Below are 16,832 nucleotides of genomic sequence, written 5' to 3' on the forward strand. Positions count from 1 at the left end.
TCAGGACTTCGCCCAGCGCAGGACCTCGCCGAGCACCAGGTCACGGGCCTCCACGTGGGGGAAGTGCCCCACGTCGTCGAGCAGCCGCCACTCGTACGGCGCGCTGACGTAGCGGCCGGAGCCCTGGGCGGTACGGGGAAGCGACGCGCGGTCCAGCGCGCCGTGCAGTTGCAGGGTCGGCGTGACGAGCGGCTTCTGCATCAGCTTCACGAAGCGGTAGCCGTGCAGCCGCAGCACCGAGCGGAACGCCCAGCGGTAGCCCTCCATCGCGCAGAACGCGGCCTGCGGGATCTGCATCGCGACCCGGCAGCAGTGGGCGTAGGCGGCGAAGTCGGGGCTGTCCGCCCAGCGCGGGCCGCCCCACCGGCGCAGGATCTCCTCCACCTCGGCGGCGTCGTCCCGGGTCAGGACGTGCTCGTAGCGGGGAAGCTGGAACTTGAGCGTCGCGGTGGCCGAGGCGAACTGGCCGCGCGGGTCGGCGAAGATGGCGGCCCGCAGCCGCAGCGGGTGCGGCGCGCCGAGCACCACGAGCCGCCGGACCAGGGTCGGGTGGAAGGAGGCGGCGGTCCAGGCGATGAGCCCGCCCGCGCCGGTGCCGACCACCGTGGCCGATCGCTCGCCGAGTGCGCGGATCAGGCCGGCGACGTCGGCGGCGAGCGTGTAGCCGTCGTACCCCCGGGGTGGTTTGTCGCTCGCGCCGTAGCCGCGCAGGTCGACGGCGACCGCCCGGAAGCCCGCGTCCGCGACCGCCGGCAGCATCTCGTGCCAGGCGTACCAGTACTCGGGGAAGCCGTGGAGGAAGAGCACCATCGGACCGGCGCCCGCCTCGACGACGTGGAACCGGCTGCCGTTGGCACCGACGAACCGGTGCGTCCACGGCCCCTCGGGCAGGACGCAGGACTCGTCGACGGGTCCGCCGCGCTGGTCGGTCATGGGGCACAGCCTAGGGCCGCCGATCGCGCATCGGGCTCGCAGGTGACCAGGATCAGGGATTTCTCCGGGAGGTGACCCATGTGGCCCGGCGACCGCTTGCGGGGTCAGGATTCGGCGACGCGCATGGGGATGCCGGGCCCGCAGTCCACCGAGCGGTCCCGCGCGGTGAGCCGCAGTGAGACGAAGTCGCCCTTGCGCAACTCCCCGGCGTCCGGGCCGTACACGGCGTACTCCGTGCCGTTCTCGTCCATCAGGCCGTAGCAGGGTCCGGCGCCGCCCCGGGTGATCCATCCGGCGACGACGCCGGCCGGGCGGTTGTCGGTCGGCTTCCTCGGCGGGCCGGCGGGACGCCGCAGCGTCGGCAGTTCGGTGGCGGACAGTGGCGTGGGCCGGTCGGCGGGCGTGCCGGCGCCGCTCGCGGCCGGCTGGTGGTCGTCGGACACGGATCCTCCGTCTCGGCCGCGCCGTCGATCAGCGCCATCGTGGGGCGGCCGGCAGCGTGGGGCGGGTGTCGAACGGATGGGACGCGGGCGGGGTACGCCGGGTTCCCGGAAAGGGCGATGCCCGGGCGGTGAGCCCGCCCGGGCATCGCGTGGCGCGTCGATCAGTGGATCAGGAGAAGCGGACCTTCAGCGAGGTGCCGTTCTGCTCCAGGACCTTGATCTTGGTGCCGGTGGCCGGGAGCTTGACGCCGTGGTTCGGCAGCTCCGGGTACCAGTACTGCTTGGTGTCGTCGAACAGCGGCTGCGCGTCCTGACCGCGGATGTACTGCGGCTGGCTGTTGATGTGCAGCGTGAACGAGTCGGCCTTCTTCAGGCTGAACGGCGCGTCGTAGACCTGGACACGGGCCCGCCAGGGCTGGCCGGTCAGGTTGTAGATCGGCCGCGGGTGCGCGTCGATGATCATGTTCCGACCCTCACCCGGGTGCGCGAACGTGTCGTTGTCCGCGAACCGCAGGTTCCAGTAGGAGATCAGCAGACCCTCCTGGTACGCGTAGTGGTCCACGTAGTCCGGGCGGGTGTTCGCGTAGCCGAAGAAGTACGGGCCGGTCTTGAGGTACTTGTCGTACGAGACGTACGACCGGTGACCGGCGATGTAGTAGTTGTCGAACTTACGGGTGTAGGTCTCCTCGACGATGCTGAAGCCGCTGAGGGTCCAGCCGTTGGCACCGGCCTCGGCGCCGTCGGTGAGGAGGGTCTGACCGTCGGCGGTCACGGTGATCGCGTCACCGTAGAAGCCGCCCTCGGACACGCCGCCGTCCGTCTGGTAGCGGAGCCGGAACTGCACGACCTTGCCGGCGACCGCGTCCATCGGGATGTTGACGTCGACCCACTGGTCGTTGCTGGAGCCGTCCAGGGCGTAGCGCCCGGGGGAGATCTCCTTCAGCGGGGTGCCGTTGGCCGTACCGGGCAGCGAGGTCCAGGTCTGGCCACCGTCGGTGGACGCCTCGAAGAACAGGTAGTCGTAGTCCGCCTCGATGCTGTAGCGACCCTTCATCGACAGCGCGGCGCTGGTCTTCCCGGTGAGGTCGACAGTGCGCGTCATCGTGTTGTTCAGGTCGTCGTCGTTGCCCGAGAAGAACTGCTTCGTACCCTCGAACGGCTTGCCGTTCTGGAACGTGTACTCCCGCTGCGGCAGCACCACCACGGCGCCCTGGGCCTTGTTGGAGTTGTACTCCTGCGGCCCGAGTTCCAGGGTGCGCTTCTGGCCGGCCACGATCACCTCGTAGTCGAGCCAGCCGAGCTGGAGCTTGTTCCAGGCGCCGAGGTCGCCACCGCGCTCGCCGATGCCGCCGTCGTTCTTGGCGCCGAGCCGGCTCTGGGCCATCAGGGTCCAGTGCTCGTTGTTGTTGTCCCCACCGCTGACCACGTTGTAGTCGTCCGGCAGACCGAGGTCGTGGCCGTACTCGTGGTAGAAGACGCTCCGGCCACCGTTCTCCGGCTGGATCGTGTAGTCACCGATCCAGACGCCGGTGTTGCCGATCTGGGTGCCGCCGGCCGGGAAGTTCTCCGGGCCGGTGTTGCCCTGGTCGCTGGCGAAGGCGTACCACCGGTGGCTCCAGATGGCGTCCTCACCCTGGTACGGGTCACCGTCGGCCTCGTCGCCGCCGGCGTGGACGATCTGGAAGTGGTCGATGTAGCCGTCCGGCTCGTTGAAGTCGCCGTCGCCGTCGAAGTCGTACCGGTCCCACTGGTCCATCGCCTTGACGTCCGCGGCGATCTCCGCGTCGGAACGGCCCTGCGCCTTCTGGTCGGCGACCCACTGGTTGGCGGCGTCGCGGACCAGGGCCCAGGTGTTGGTGCAGACGTTCGAGGCACACGGGTAGCCGCCGGAGCGGCCGTAGCGAGCCTCGTTGTACCGCACCTTCACCCAGTTGGTGACCTCGCCGTCGACGCTGTACCGACCCGAGGACTGGGCCTCGTAGTACTGCTTCAGCGACTCGTCGCCCGGGTTGGTGCCGAAGTACAGCTGCCGGTAGTAGTCGGCGCTGTAGTCCGCCTGCCAGACCGTGGAGTTGTCCACCGCGCGGTTGGGCTGGGGGATCTGGTTGCGGAGCGGACCGTCGAACCGGGTCGGGCCCGGGGTGTCCGGGTCGGTGTCCTGGTCCGGGTAGTTCGGGTGCCGCTCGTCGCCGAACTCCGCGAGGATGACGAAGATCCTGTCGGTCCGCTCGCGGGAGAGTTCGACGTACTGGTCCTTGGTCGGACCCTTGCCGGCCTTGGTGCTCTTGGCTGCCTTGCCCGCCGCGGGACCGGCGGCGGCCCGCTCGCCGACCTTGACGACCGTGCTGCCGTTGATCTTCTGGGCCTTCGCCCTGCCGGACAGGACCTCGCTGAGGCCTTCCTGGCGCAGCGCGCGCCGCTTCTCCTCGAGCGGGTTGGGCAGGTCGTGCTCAGCCTGCGCAGGCTCGGCCACCGACGGAGCGGCGGCCGGCAGCTTCGGCGTCGGCGCGGCGCTGGCGGCCGTGCCTGCCACCAGCCCCGTCGCGGTCAGCGAAAGCCCGAGCAGACCCACTGCGACTTTGCGCACGTGGTACCTCCGGTGTGAGGGAACCGGCCCAACTGGGGGTACGGGCCGGTGGAACGGTCCACTGGTGGGACCAAGGGTGAACATAGACACTGCTGCGACTGGTGGGAAGACGCGTGCGTCGATTTGTTGCAACTTTTTGTTGAGAACGCTTTTCACCGTCACACACCTGCCCGTCACCGAGCCGTTGACCAGCGACGATGCGCGGAGCGGCGATTGCAGAGACATGCATGGATTAATGGGTTACGCGGAAGGGCCGGGAGCGTGAGCGCTCCCGGCCCTTCCCCCATCGAGCTAGATCAGATCATTTTTCGGTCATTCCGGTTCCGCTTTGACCGCGCCCGTTTCAGGGACGCGGCGGGACCACGTACACCTGGGCGTACGAGTTGTCCTTGGCGGCCCGCTTGATGATGATCGAGACGCCGTACTGGACGCCCGCGTCACCCGGGTTGCCGGTGCCGAGCACGATCGCCCCGCCACCCAGCGTCGAACCGTAGTAGTCGGTCGCCGGAGTGCCGTCCGGGTTCACCACCCGGGTCGTGTACTGCTGGTTGCCCCGCGACGGGACGACCACCGAGGCGTCGTTGTCCCGCGCGTACGCGGCGCCGTCACGGATCTCGATGCCCGGGTACCAGCCCTTGGCGTCGGTGAAGCCCTTCACCGGCGCCTGCGGGCCGAACTTCGTGCAGTACTCGCTGTACGGCTCGTCCGCCGCCTCCAGGCACTCCTTGAACGGGTACGTGGGCTTGAGGCCGAACGCGGCGTTGGAGGACTGCGGCCGGCTGGGCAGGTTCTTCAGCACCGACGGGTCCTTCTCGGCCGCGGTGCCCTTGCGGCGCAGCGGGTCGTTGTGCGAGTCGACGATCAGCAGACCGCCCTTGGCGCCGTAGCTGGGCAGCGCGGTCATCTGCGCGGTGACGTGGTTGACGTCGCCGAGCTGGGTGTCCCGGTACCAGACCAGCATGCCCGGCGCGTTGTACGCGATCCGGTCGACCTTCCACGCCTCGTGCGAGTAGACGGTGTCGTAGGTGTACTTCAGGCCGTTGTCGAAGCCGTCGAAGTTACGCCACTCGGCCAGGTAGTAGTGCGACTTGACCTGGGTGCCCGAGTCGATGTACCAACCCGCGCCGCTGGTGTCGGTGAAGGTGCCGCCGGTCTGGGTCCAGCCCGCCGCGCCGCTCTCGACGTCGTCGCTCCAGGTGGTGGCGCCGCCGCCGGTCACCGAGAAGTCGTCGGCGAACCAGCCGCGCTCGACGAACGCCTCGTCGGTGGCGTACCGCAGCCGCACCTGCACGGTCTGCCCGGCGAACGACGACAGGTCGACGTAGTCGTGCCGCCAGCCGCCGGTGCTGCCGCTCAGGCCGTACTTCTTGTTGCCGAAGTCGACCATCCGGCCGTTCGGGTCGGCGTAGCCGTCGTTTGTGGAGACCAGCGCGCCGCCCTCGGCGTACACCTTCTGCTCGTTCCAGGTGGCGCCGCCGTCGGTGGAGACCTCGACGAAGCCGAAGTCCCAGTCCGCCTCGATGACGTAGTTGTTCCACATCCAGAACTTCGCGTCGGCGGCGTTCGGGACGGTCACCGTGCGGCTGAGCTTGACGTCGGCCCAGTTCTGGTCCGCGCCGGAGTACCACATGTTGCCGCCGCTGTGCGGCGTCGCCAGTGAGATCACCTTGTCCGGCAGGTCGATCTTGATGCCGTCCTCGGTGCCGACCGGCGTACGCGACGTCTGCCCGAGCTTGACCAGTTTGGACCGGTCACCCGGCCCGAACGTCTTCGGCTCGGCCCAGCCCAGCACCCACTTGTCCCACAGGCCCATGTGGGTGGGCAGCGCCTGGAAGATCTCGCCGGAGTGCGAGCCGGACGCCATCAGGTCCCAGAAGTCCACGTCCGAGTCGGCGTTGCCGGAGGTGTCGTAGAGGTCCGGCAGGCCCAGGTCGTGGCCGAACTCGTGGGCGAAGACGCCGACGCCGGCGTCCTCCGGCTGCACGATGTAGTTCGACACCTTCAGGTTGGTGCCGGGGATCGTGTAGCCGCCGGCCACCGTCGAGGAGTGCGCCCAGACCGAGTAGATGCCGATGTCGCCGCCGCCACGGGACTTGCCCTGGTTGGCGTGCACCAGCACCAGGTGGTCGATCACGCCGTCCGGCTCGTGGTAGTTGCCGTCGCCGTCGCGGTCGCTCTGGTCCTCGATGTCGTAGTCGGCCCACGGGAAGTTCGGGTCGGCCGCGGCCAGCGCGTCGATCGCGTCGGTGGCGAGGCGGCCGGCGCCCTGCGGGTTGTCCGGGTGGCCGTTCATCGACTGCTCACGCCCGGCGACCCAGTTGCCGTTCTCGTCCTGGAAACAGCGCGACGCGGCGTACCAGCCCTCCGAGTGCGGCACCGTGATCCACGGGGTGGCCTGCCCGTCCACCGTGTACGCGCCCTTGGACATCTCCAGGTACATGTTGTGCATGGTCCGCCCGGCGAGGCTGATGCCCGGCTTGCCGTCCGGCCCCTTGAGGTCCTTGCGGACCCGCTCGGTGATGCCCTTCTTGCTGTAGAGCATCTTGTCGTAGTGGGCCGGCGAGAAGTCCGGCACCCACATCGAGTTGTTGTCCTTGTGCGGCAGCGTGGCCGGGTTCGGGATGGTGTTGTGCCGCGGCCCGTTCTGCACCGTGCCGGGAACGCAGGTGCGGTCCTCGAACACCGTCTTCGGGACCATCACGCCTGTGAAGTCGTCGTTGGCGTTGTCGTTGAACTCGACGAGCAGCGTCAGCAGCTTGGCGGTCTGCGTACTCTTGGCCTGCTTGATCTTGCGAGGGCTCTTGCCGGTCCGGATGGACTTGGCCTCCAGCTTGGCCAGCTCACGGGCCGCGATCGGGTTGCCCCCGGCGTACTTGCGGTCGTAGGCGCGGGCCTCGTCCGCGGGCGAGGTGAAGACGCCGTCACGGCCCTTGATCTCCTTGCCGCCGGTGTCCGGCTGCACCTCGGGCTCGGCGTAGTTGATGTAGTGCTCGTCCGCCCCGATCGTGACCGGTGCGGACCGGGACGGCTGGGCCGCCGCGCTGCCCGTCACGGTCAGCGACGTGGCCGCGAGCGCGATGACGGGCAGCGCGACGAGTAAGCGTCGCCGTGCCCTGTGCTGCGACATGGGGAGCATGCCACTCCGTTCGTAGGGAATGGTGGGGAACCGGCCGTCTCACTGACGCTCGTCGAAATCCGCCGGTGCGGCTGAACGTAACCGACAACAAGCGACATCGACAGTGGTGGAAAAGTGCTCTGGCCGATCAGGTCAGATCGGGTCCCCCGATCGACCGGCGCGGATCCCGGATACGACGAAGGGGGCGGACCGCGCCGCGGTCCGCCCCCTGGTCGGCTGTCGTCAGTCCTCGTCGGACTTGCCGCCACTCATCCCCGACGAGATCAACTCCATCACCGAGGAGTCCTGGAGCGTGGTCACGTCGCCGAGCGACCGGTTCTCCGCCACGTCCCGCAGCAACCGGCGCATGATCTTGCCGGAGCGGGTCTTCGGCAGCTCCGGCACCAGCATGATCTGCCGCGGCTTCGCGATCGGGCCGAGCGTCTTCGCCACGTGGTTGCGCAGCTCGGCGATGAGCTGCTCGCCCGCGTCGCCGGCGGTCTCCGCGGTGCCGCGCGGGATGGCGAACGCGACGATCGCCTGCCCGGTGGTCGGGTCGGTCGCGCCGACCACCGCCGCCTCCGCCACCGACGGGTGGCTGACCAGCGCCGACTCCACCTCCGTGGTGGAGATGTTGTGGCCGGACACCAGCATCACGTCGTCCACCCGGCCGAGCAGCCAGATGTGCCCGTCGTCGTCCTTCTTCGCGCCGTCACCGGCGAAGTAGACCCACTCGTCGCCGATGTTGGCGCCCGCGCCGAACCGCGACCAGTACGTCTCCAGGAAGCGGTTGTCGTCGCCCCACACCGTCCGCAGCATCGACGGCCACGGCTCCTTCAGCACCAGGTAACCGCCGCCGCCGTTCGGCACCGACTCACCCTGGTCGTCCACCACGTCGGCGACGATGCCGGGCAGCGGGCCCATCGCCGAGCCGGGCTTCGCCTCGGTCACACCGGGCAGCGGCGAGATCATGATGGCGCCGGTCTCGGTCTGCCACCAGGTGTCCACCACCGGCAGCTCACCGCGGCCGACGTGCTGCCGGTACCAGATCCACGCCTCCGGGTTGATCGGCTCACCGACGCTGCCGAGCAGACGCAGCGACGACAGGTCGTAGCCGGCCGGGATGTCCTCGCCCCACTTCATCATGGTGCGGATCAGCGTCGGCGCCGTGTACAGGATGGTCACCTTGTACTTGTCGACGATCTCCCAGAACCGGCCCTTGTGCGGCGTGTCCGGCGTGCCCTCGTACATGACCTGGGTGGCGCCGTTGGAGAGCGGGCCGTACACGATGTAGGAGTGCCCGGTCACCCAGCCGATGTCCGCGGTGCACCAGTAGACGTCCGACTCCGGCTTCAGGTCGAACACCGCGTGCGTGGTGTACGACGCCTGGGTCAGGTAGCCGCCGGTGGTGTGCAGGATGCCCTTCGGCCGGGCCGTCGTGCCGCTGGTGTAGAGGATGAACAGCGGGTGCTCGGCGTCGAACGGCTGCGCCTCGTGCTCCGTCGCCGCCGTCTCCACCGTCTCGTGCCACCAGTGGTCCCTGCCCGACCAGGCGACCTCCTCACCGGTACGCCGCACCACCAGCACGTGCTCCACCGACGGGCACTTCGCCACCGCCTCGTCCACGGTCGGCTTGAGCGCCGACGGCTTGCCCCGCCGGTACCCGCCGTCCGCGGTGATCACCACCTTGGCGCTGGCGTCCTGGATCCGGTTGGTGAGCGCGTCGGCGGAGAAGCCGCCGAACACCACGCTGTGCGTGGCGCCGATCCGGGCGCAGGCGAGCATCGCCACCGCGGCCTCCGGGATCATCGGCATGTAGATCGCCACCCGGTCACCGGCGGTCACGCCCAGCTCGGTCAGCGCGTTCGCCGCCTGGCAGGTGAGCCGGTGCAGGTCGGCGTAGGTGACGGTGCGGGTGTCGCCGGGCTCGCCCTCCCAGTGGATCGCCACCTTGTCGCCGAGGCCCGCCTCGACGTGCCGGTCCAGGCAGTTGTACGCCACGTTCAGCGTGCCCCCGGTGAACCACTTCGCGAACGGGGCGTTCGACCAGTCGAGCACCTGCTCCCACGGCTGGGCCCAGGCCAGCCGGCCGGCCTGACGCGCCCAGAAGGCCAGCCGGTCACCGGCCGCCTCCTCGTACGCCTCGGCGGTCACGTTGGCGTTCGCGGCGAGTTCAGCCGGCGGCGGGAACTGGCGCGTCTCGTTCAGCAAGTTGGCCAATGCCTCGCTCATGCGGTGACTCCTTCGTCGCGTGACCTGCGTCTCCTACTCCGGGGAAGGTTAGTCCCGCCGTACCCCGGTCGCGACCGCCCGGCCCCGCACCGCGCGCCCAGCGGCCCTCCCCTCGCGCCGAGGTGTAAGGAAGGGCCCCTTGTTAACGCCTCCGGTAGAGGAAGGGACCCTTATTAACAACCCCGGGCATGGGGGGAGCCCGGCGGTCGCTAGCGTGACGGGGTGACCACCGATCCGCTCGCCCCGCTGCTCGCGCTCGCCGACGTCGCCCCCGCCGTCGAGCAGGCCCGCGAGCGGGTCGACCTGGCCCACCGGCACCGCGCGCTGCGCCGCCAGGGCGGCCAGGTCGCCGCCGAGGTCAGCCTCCGCTCCGCCGTGGCCAGCGCCGCGCTGGAGGGCCGCGTCCACGACCGCGAGGAGGTACGCGCCGGCACCGTCACCGACCCGGTGATGCAGGGCGCGCTACGGGTGGCCGGAGCGCTGCCCGGGCTCAGCGATCTCTGGCCCAAGGCGCCCCGGCAGGTGCTGGCCCGGCTGCACGTGCTCGCCGCCCGCGACGTGGTGACCGAGGAGGAGTTGGGCCGGCCGGTCGCCGACCCGGTGGTCGCGGCCCGCCTCGACGGCCTGGCCGCCCTGGTCGCCGGCGGCACCAAGGTGCCACCGCTGGTGCTGGCCGCCGTCGTACACGGCGAGCTGCTGAACCTGCGCCCCTTCCCGGGCCCGTCCGGGGTGGTGGCCCGCGCCGCCGCCCGGCTGGTGCTGATCTCCACCGGGTTCGACCCCCGCGGGCTGGTCGCTGTCGACGTCGGTCACCGCGAGCGCGAACCGGAGTACGTGGGCGCGGCCGGCGCGTTCGCCACCGGCACGCCCGACGGCCTGCGCTCCTGGCTGCGGCACTACATGACGGCTGTCGAGGTCGGCGCCGACCAGATCACGCTCATCGGCGACGAGATCCTCGCCGCGTCCTGAGGTCGCGGGTGTCAGGCGGTCGGCGCGGCGGTGCGGGTGCGGCGGTGCCGGCCGTACCAGGCGATGCCGATGGCCACGCCGACTCCGACACCGAGCGCCGCGGCCGCGACCGGCACGGCCGGCCGCTCACGCAGGCGGCGGCCCAGCGGAATCGGGTGCCGGAACTCCAGCACCGGCCACGAGTTCTCCACCGCCAGCTTGCGCAGCGCCCGGTCCGGGTTGACCACCGTCGGGTGCCCCACGCACTCCAGCAGCGGCCGATCCGAGTACGAGTCGGAGTAAGCGTACGAGTCGCTGAGGTCGTAGTCGCGTTCCAGAGCCAGCTCGCTGACCGCCTCGACCTTGCTCGGACCGGCGGCGTAGAACTCGACCTCACCGCTGTAGCGGCCGTCCACCACACCCATCCGGGTGGCGATCACGTCGGTGATCCCGAGCAGCTCACCGATCGGCCGGACCATCTCGTCACCCGACGCGGAAACCAGCACCACGTCCCGGCCGGCGGCCTGGTGCTCCTCGATGAGGGCGGCCGCCTCGGCGTACACATAGGGGTTGATCAGTTCGTGCAGCGTCTCCGCGACGATCTGGCGGACCTGTTCCACCGGCCAGCCCTTGCAGAGGGTGGCCAGGTAGTCCCGGGTGCGGGCCATGGTCTGCTCGTCGGTGCCGCCCAGCCGGAACATCAACTGCGCGTACGCCGACTTGACCACGTCACGCCGAGTGATCAGCCCGTCCCGGTAGAACGGCCGACCGAATGCCAGTGCGCTTGACTTGGCGATGACGGTCTTGTCGAGATCGAAGAAAGCGGCGCTGCGGCCCACGGCGCGAAAGTCTAGCCCGACGGCGGCGCGGAGGCGTCCGCCCAGGGTCATGGAAGTGGATGAGCACCCGCAGGAGTGACGGCGGTCACATCTGATGTGCAAGAAATTAGCTTTGCGTGGACTGAACACCACTCGACGTATAAGGGTCGGCTGCGGCATGCTTGTCCTCGCGACGGGAGTTCACATTCCCGACGCCGCAGGCCTCGGCGGTTGCACCCCCCGTAACCGCTGAGTCGGTTCGGCTCGACCCCCCCGGAGCCGAACCACAAGACGACCCCCGTCTCCCCCCGACGGGGGTCGTCCCTTTGCGCTGCGAGCGCTCCGCCGCAGGTCACAGCCCCTCCTGGCGTCATCGAGCGCGCTTTCTCCGGGGTATGCCGTAGCCGAAGTCAGCAGATCGTCAGCAGGCACCACGAAGGCAGCCAGGACGCGGGCTGCGTAGTCGTCCTGAGGCGGGGTCGGCGACGGCCTCGGCGATGCGGGTGAGCCAATGCAGGTCGTTGGCCCGGGACTCCGGACTGGCCCCGGGCCTCAGGATGCTGCGAAGGAACTCGGCGGCATCGTCGAGGTGTCGCTCGCCGCGGTAGAAACTCAGCAACCTCTGATCCGGCTCGACCGGGCCGTAGCCCCGCCGGAAGAGCTCGGCCCGGCGCGCGTCGGCCGGGTGGTCGCCGAAGTCCCGGCTGTAGACGAACATCAGGTCCCGCTCGCGCGGCGCGAGCATCGGCGCGTCCCAGTCCACGACGTGTAGCGGACCGTCGCCGTCGGCGATCAGGTTGCCCGGGTGGATGTCGGCGTGGGCGATGACGTGCCGAGCGCGCGTGACACCGGACGCAAGCTCATCCACCGTGTCCGCCAATCGGTTCAGCGCGGTGCCGTACCGCTTCCAGAACGCGCCGAGGGCGTCGCTCGCCGCGGCCTGATCGCCGAGCGTTCGCAGCCGGTCGCCCGCGGTCGACCGGTAGGTCTCCACCGGCAGGACGGCGGCGAGTTCGGCGCTCGGCGTGACCTGGTGCAGCCGGCCCAGGAACTCGCCGTACCCGATCCACTGGCGGTCGGTTAGACCGCGAGCCCACAGACTGCCGCCCTCATGGAACGGGTAGAGCAGCAGCCGGTAGCCCTCGAAGCCGTGTACGGCGCCGCCGTCCGGCAGGTCGATCGGCGCGACGACCTGCCGGAGGCCTCGCGCGCGGAGGAATCCGGGCAGCGCGACGGCGGCCCCTGTGAACTCGCCGCGGCGCAGCTTCAGGAAGTACCGCGCACCGCCGGTCGTGTCCACCCGGTACGCCCAGGCGTTCCCGTCGAGCCCCACCGGCAGGAACACGAGGTCGGCGACGCTCAGGGCCCAGGCGGCGGCCACCTCGGCGGCCAGCAGCGGCTCGTCGACGCCAGGTCTGTCGATCACAGCCGGAGCGTCGCAGCCGGGGTCCCGGCCGGCAAGCGAGTTGTGGTCGGGTCAGCGAATCACCGCGCGCGAGGTGTGCCTGGCCGGCTCGAAACACACCAGCGCTCCGCCGCGCTCGTCGGTGACCACCCAGGGATGACCGACGTACGTCTGCTGCCGGTAGGACTGCCCAGGCTCGAGCAGCGCGTACCGCTGGCGCCGGCCCTCGTAGTTGAGCCAGTAGACGGCGACGCGCTCCCGCCGGGTGTTGACGAAGTCGATGAACGTCTCCGGTCCGCCGCCGTGTGAACGCAGCCTCCGTTCGTGTGTCGGCGACAGCGGTCTGAGCTCGTCGGGCCCGGCGACAGGCGGTTTCGAAGGTCTGGAACGGGAGGGCTTCGGCGACGCCGGCTGACTGGTCGGAGCGGCCGCCCGGCTCGGCTCGGCCGTCCGGGTGGGCAGGACGGAGCGGCTGGAGAGCGACACCGGCGGCGGCGACCAGTACGCCTCCGGTGGTTCCGCGGCCCCCTTGGACAGCGCCGGGGATGCCAGGATCGCCTGCCCCTCGATCGGCGGTGGAAGGTCGGGGCGGCGGGGCGTCGCGAAGGCGCTGACGATGCTGGCGAGCACCACTACCACGAGCCCGACCGCGATCGCGGCGAGCGCTGCCGGTGACGGATCGCGCAGCCAGGCCTCGCCGCTGGTCGGTCCGTCGGGCAGCGCGTGGCGCGGAGGTGGGGGAATCGCGAGGGGATGCGATGAATCGGTCATGGCCTCGAATCCGCAAAGCCGGTGCCGTCCATGGAGCGGCGAGGGGTCCCCGATTATCCGTTACTGATCATCCCCGTAGTCAATGGCTGACCGTGCGTTCGCTGCTCAACCCTCGCGCCACATAGCAGATCCACTCCTCCGCCGAGGTCTGTCCACATCGCATTCCGCCGTCCACAGGGGAGTCCGCATCTCCCGCACTCGGCTCATCGGCCGGGCAGGCTGCCGGGCACGTCCGAGTCCGACCGAGGGAGACAGCCATGCCGCCCCGCACTCCGCTCCCGCCGTACCGTCGCCTGCCTCTGCTCGTCACCTCCGACGGCGACCTTCTCGACGAGCTGTTGCGACTCGCGGCCGCCGGTGGCACCGAGGTCGAACTGGCCGCCGACCCGGCGGCCGCCCGGGCCCGCTGGGCGCCGGCGCCGCTGGTCCTCATCGGCGCCGACCAGGCGGCGGCCTGCCTGCGGGCACGCCTTCCCCGCCGCGCCCGCACGGTCCTGGTCGGTCGCTCCGGAGAACTCGATCCGGGTACGGAGTTGGCCGAGCTGATCGGCGCGGAGCACGTCGCGACACTGCCGGCGGCCGAGCCCTGGCTGATCGACCGGTTCGCCGAATGCGGGGCCGGCCCGGCGGGTCCGCCGTCGGGGCGGGTGGTGGCGGTGCTCGGCGGGCGGGGCGGCGCCGGGGCCAGCGTGCTCGCCGGCGGGCTCGCCGTCACCGCGGCCCGGTCACGCCTGCGCACGCTGCTTGTGGACGCCGACCCGCTCGGCGGAGGCCTCGATCTCGTACTCGGGTGGGAGCAGCTCGACGGGTTGCGCTGGCCTGAGCTGGCCGGCACGGACGGGCGCGTCGACCCGCCGTCGCTGGTCCGCGCGCTGCCCAGCCGAGGCGACCTGGTGGTGCTCTCCTGGGATCGCGGGGACCTGCGGCACCTGCCGGCCGAGGCGATGGCCGCCACTGTCGACGCCGGCCGTCGCGGGCGGGACCTGGTCGTGCTCGACCTGCCCCGGCACCTCGACGACGCGGCGGTGATCGCGCTCCAGGCCGCCGACCGTGCGCTGCTCGTCGTACCAGCCGAGCTGCGGGCGGCAGCCGCGGCGGCCCGGGTCGCCGCCCTCGCCGCGCCACACTGCGTCGACCTGTCGGTGATCGTGCGCGGCCCGGCGCCCGGCCGGCTCCGCGCGGCCGAGGTGTCCCGGGCGCTGGGCCTACCGCTCGCCGGCACGCTGCGGCCCGAGCCGGGGCTGTGCCGAGGACTGGAGCGGGGCGAGGCGCCGGGCGCGAGCGGCAAGGGCCCACTCGCCGTCCTGTGTCAGCGGCTCGTGGACGAGCTGGTCGGGTCGTCGGCGGCGGGTGCGGCATGACCGGGCCGGCCGACCCCGGGGAGCTGGCCGTCCGGGTCCGGCACCGGTTCGCCGCCGAGGCGACGCCGGTCACCCCGGCGGCGATCGTCTCGGCCGTACGCGCCGAACCGGCGACCGCGGTGCTCGGCGACACCACGTTGCTGCGGATCGCCGACCGGGTCCACGACGACCTGATCGGCGCCGGCCCGCTCGCGCCGCTGCTCGCCGACCCGCAGGTCACCGACGTGCTGGTGAACGGGGTACGGGTCTGGGTCGACAGGGGGCAGGGGCTGCGTCAGGTGGCGGTGCCGCTGGGCACGCTCGACGACGTACGCCGGTTGGCGCAGCGCCTCACCGCCGCTGCCGGACGCAGGCTGGACGACGCCGCGCCGTACGCCGACGCGCGGCTGCCCGACGGCACCCGGTTGCACGCCGTGCTGCCGCCGGTGGCGACCGACGGGCCGTACCTGTCGCTGCGTACCTTCCGGCAGCGGCCGTTCACCCTCGACGAGCTGGTGGATCGGGGCACGGTTGCCCGGCCGGTCGCCCCGCTGCTCGCCGCAGTGGTGGCCGGCCGCCTCGCGTACCTGGTCAGCGGCGGCACCGGCTCCGGCAAGACGACGCTGCTCAACACGCTGCTCGGGCTGGTGCCCGGCACCGAGCGGATCGTGCTGGTGGAGGACGCCGCCGAGCTGCGGCCGGTGCACCCGCACGTGATCGGGTTGCAGGCGCGCACCGCGAACGTCGAGGGCGCCGGGGCGGTAGGGCTCGGTGACCTGGTCCGGCAGGCACTGCGGATGCGGCCGGACCGGCTGGTCGTGGGCGAGTGCCGGGGCGCCGAGGTGGTGGACCTGCTCGCCGCGTTGAACACCGGCCACGACGGCGGGGCGGGGACGCTGCACGCGAACGCTCCGGCCGACGTCCCGGCCCGGCTGGAAGCGCTCGGGATGCTCGGCGGTCTGCCGCGCCTCGCACTGCACGCGCAGGTCGCCGCCGCGCTGCAGGTCGTCCTCCAGCTCCGCCGGACCGGCGAGGGACGGGTGCTGGACTCCATCGGCCTGCTGCTGCCCGACGGCCCCGACCGCGTGGTGACAGTGGTTCCGGCCTGGGTACGAGGACGGGGTCCCGGTCCGGCGGCCCGTGCGCTCGGCGCCCTGCTGCGGCAGCGGGGTGTGCCGGTGCCGCCGGTCCTCCGGGTGCCCGGGGCGGAACCGTCGTGACCGCGCAGCTCGGGCTGGTGGCGCTGCTTCTCGCGGTCGCGGCAGCGGCCGTCGCCTGGCCGGTACGCGCAGGTCGCGCCCGGCGACTGGCGGTTCTGGGCGGCGGCCCGGCCCAGCGGGCAGGCGGTTCGGGCCGTCCGCTCGACGCCGGGCCGCAGTCGTCCGGCCAGCCACCGGGCCGCGCTCGGGAACCACGTCGGCCCGGAGCCGGGCACCCGGCACATCAGTGGATCAAGCCCGGCCCTGCCGCAGACCGGGCAGGGCAGTGGACCGGCGTCGGGCCTGCTCGCGAGCCGGCGCAACGGGCAGGGGAGTGGGCCGGCCTCGGGCCTGCGTCCGCGCTGGCGCATCGGGCACGGCGGTGGGTCGGCCTCGGCCCGGGGACGCTCGCGGCGGACGGCGACCGGGCCGCCGGTCCGCCGGTCCTGTTCACGCCTCGACGCGCGCTACCCGTGGCGGCGCTGCTCGGCGCCGTGTCCGGGGCGCTGCTCGGCGGTCCGGTGGCGGCCCTGGCGCTGGCCACCTACGGCGTCCTCGCGGCCCGGGCGGTGCTGCGTCGGCGTACCCGAAGGGCGGCCGCGCTCGCGCACCGCCGCGACCTCGACCGGCTCGCCGCCGTCGCCGCCGACCTGCGGGCCGGGCTGCCGGCCGACCTGGACGACGGGCCGGGCCGGGTCGCGCGCCTGGCCCGGGCCGCCGGGAAGCTGGCTGACCGCACCGGAGCGCCCCTGGCCGACCTGCTGGAACGGATCGAGGCCGACGCCCGCGCCGCCGACCGGGGGCTCGCCGCTGCCGCCGCCCAGGCCGCCGGGGCCCGGGCGACCGCCTGGCTGCTCGCCGCGCTGCCCCTGGGCGGGATCGGCCTGGGCTACGGCATCGGGGTGGACCCGGTGGCGGTGCTCCTGCACACGCCGGTAGGTGGCGGCAGCGCGCTGGCGGCCGTCGCGTTGCAGGTCGGCGGGCTGCTCTGGGCGGAGCGGCTCGGCGTCACACCCGGGCGGGCCTCTTGATGTCCCGCCA

General features: G+C 71.8%; 12 protein-coding genes. 4 read left to right on the forward strand and 8 right to left on the reverse strand.

All coding sequences use genetic code 11. The features are described 5' to 3' along the window. The 5 genes from A4R25_RS26415 to acs form a co-directional block, all read right to left on the reverse strand. Nucleotides 1-933 (reverse strand): alpha/beta fold hydrolase, encoded by a 933-nt coding sequence (locus A4R25_RS26415; RefSeq protein ID WP_043327273.1) that lies wholly within the window; start codon nt 931-933, stop codon nt 1-3. A gap of 104 nt (nt 934-1,037) precedes the next feature. Further along, entirely contained in the window at nt 1,038-1,376 is a 339-nt protein-coding gene (locus tag A4R25_RS26420) for a hypothetical protein (RefSeq protein WP_064448442.1), read from the reverse strand. Nucleotides 1,377-1,545: 169 nt separating this feature from the next. Continuing rightward, nucleotides 1,546-3,948 (reverse strand): immune inhibitor A domain-containing protein, encoded by a 2,403-nt coding sequence (locus tag A4R25_RS26425; RefSeq protein WP_043327268.1) that lies wholly within the window; start codon nt 3,946-3,948, stop codon nt 1,546-1,548. 358 nt (nt 3,949-4,306) lie between these two features. Next, nucleotides 4,307-7,090, reverse strand: a complete 2,784-nt coding sequence (locus tag A4R25_RS26430; protein ID WP_231915639.1) for an immune inhibitor A domain-containing protein — start codon at nt 7,088-7,090, stop codon at nt 4,307-4,309. Nucleotides 7,091-7,321: 231 nt separating this feature from the next. Then, on the reverse strand, nt 7,322-9,310 hold the full coding sequence (gene acs / locus A4R25_RS26435) for an acetate--CoA ligase (protein WP_064448444.1): 1,989 nt from the start codon (nt 9,308-9,310) through the stop codon (nt 7,322-7,324). A 222-nt stretch (nt 9,311-9,532) separates the two neighbouring features. Between acs and A4R25_RS26440 the strand changes: the two genes are divergently transcribed. Continuing rightward, on the forward strand, nt 9,533-10,279 hold the full coding sequence (locus tag A4R25_RS26440) for an oxidoreductase (protein WP_043327263.1): 747 nt from the start codon (nt 9,533-9,535) through the stop codon (nt 10,277-10,279). 11 nt (nt 10,280-10,290) lie between these two features. On the opposite strand, the gene A4R25_RS26445 is transcribed toward A4R25_RS26440, so the two are convergent. From A4R25_RS26445 to A4R25_RS26455, 3 genes are all read right to left on the reverse strand, one after another. Next, nucleotides 10,291-11,097: an HAD family phosphatase gene (locus A4R25_RS26445; RefSeq protein ID WP_064448445.1), complete on the reverse strand. Its 807-nt coding sequence runs from the start codon at nt 11,095-11,097 to the stop codon at nt 10,291-10,293. Between the two features lie 400 nt (nt 11,098-11,497). Then, nucleotides 11,498-12,502 (reverse strand): phosphotransferase enzyme family protein, encoded by a 1,005-nt coding sequence (locus tag A4R25_RS26450; protein ID WP_064448446.1) that lies wholly within the window; start codon nt 12,500-12,502, stop codon nt 11,498-11,500. A 51-nt stretch (nt 12,503-12,553) separates the two neighbouring features. Continuing rightward, nucleotides 12,554-13,252, reverse strand: coding sequence for a hypothetical protein (locus tag A4R25_RS26455; RefSeq protein WP_064448447.1), 699 nt, complete (start codon nt 13,250-13,252; stop codon nt 12,554-12,556). Between the two features lie 257 nt (nt 13,253-13,509). Here A4R25_RS26455 and ssd point away from each other — a divergent pair, with 257 nt between their 5' ends. From ssd to A4R25_RS31935, 3 genes are read left to right on the forward strand one after another with little or no spacing between them, the layout of a single operon-like run. Beyond that, nucleotides 13,510-14,613 (forward strand): septum site-determining protein Ssd, encoded by a 1,104-nt coding sequence (gene ssd, locus A4R25_RS26460; RefSeq protein WP_064448448.1) that lies wholly within the window; start codon nt 13,510-13,512, stop codon nt 14,611-14,613. After that, nucleotides 14,610-15,812: a TadA family conjugal transfer-associated ATPase gene (locus A4R25_RS26465; protein ID WP_064448449.1), complete on the forward strand. Its 1,203-nt coding sequence runs from the start codon at nt 14,610-14,612 to the stop codon at nt 15,810-15,812. Before ssd ends, A4R25_RS26465 begins: the two co-directional genes overlap by 4 nt. Beyond that, nucleotides 15,809-16,822 (forward strand): hypothetical protein, encoded by a 1,014-nt coding sequence (locus A4R25_RS31935; protein ID WP_064448450.1) that lies wholly within the window; start codon nt 15,809-15,811, stop codon nt 16,820-16,822. Before A4R25_RS26465 ends, A4R25_RS31935 begins: the two co-directional genes overlap by 4 nt. The last annotated feature ends 10 nt before the right edge of the window (nt 16,823-16,832 follow it).

The organism is Micromonospora sp. NBRC 110037, from assembly GCF_001652995.1.
Taxonomy (GTDB): Bacteria; Actinomycetota; Actinomycetes; order Mycobacteriales; family Micromonosporaceae; genus Micromonospora; species Micromonospora chalcea.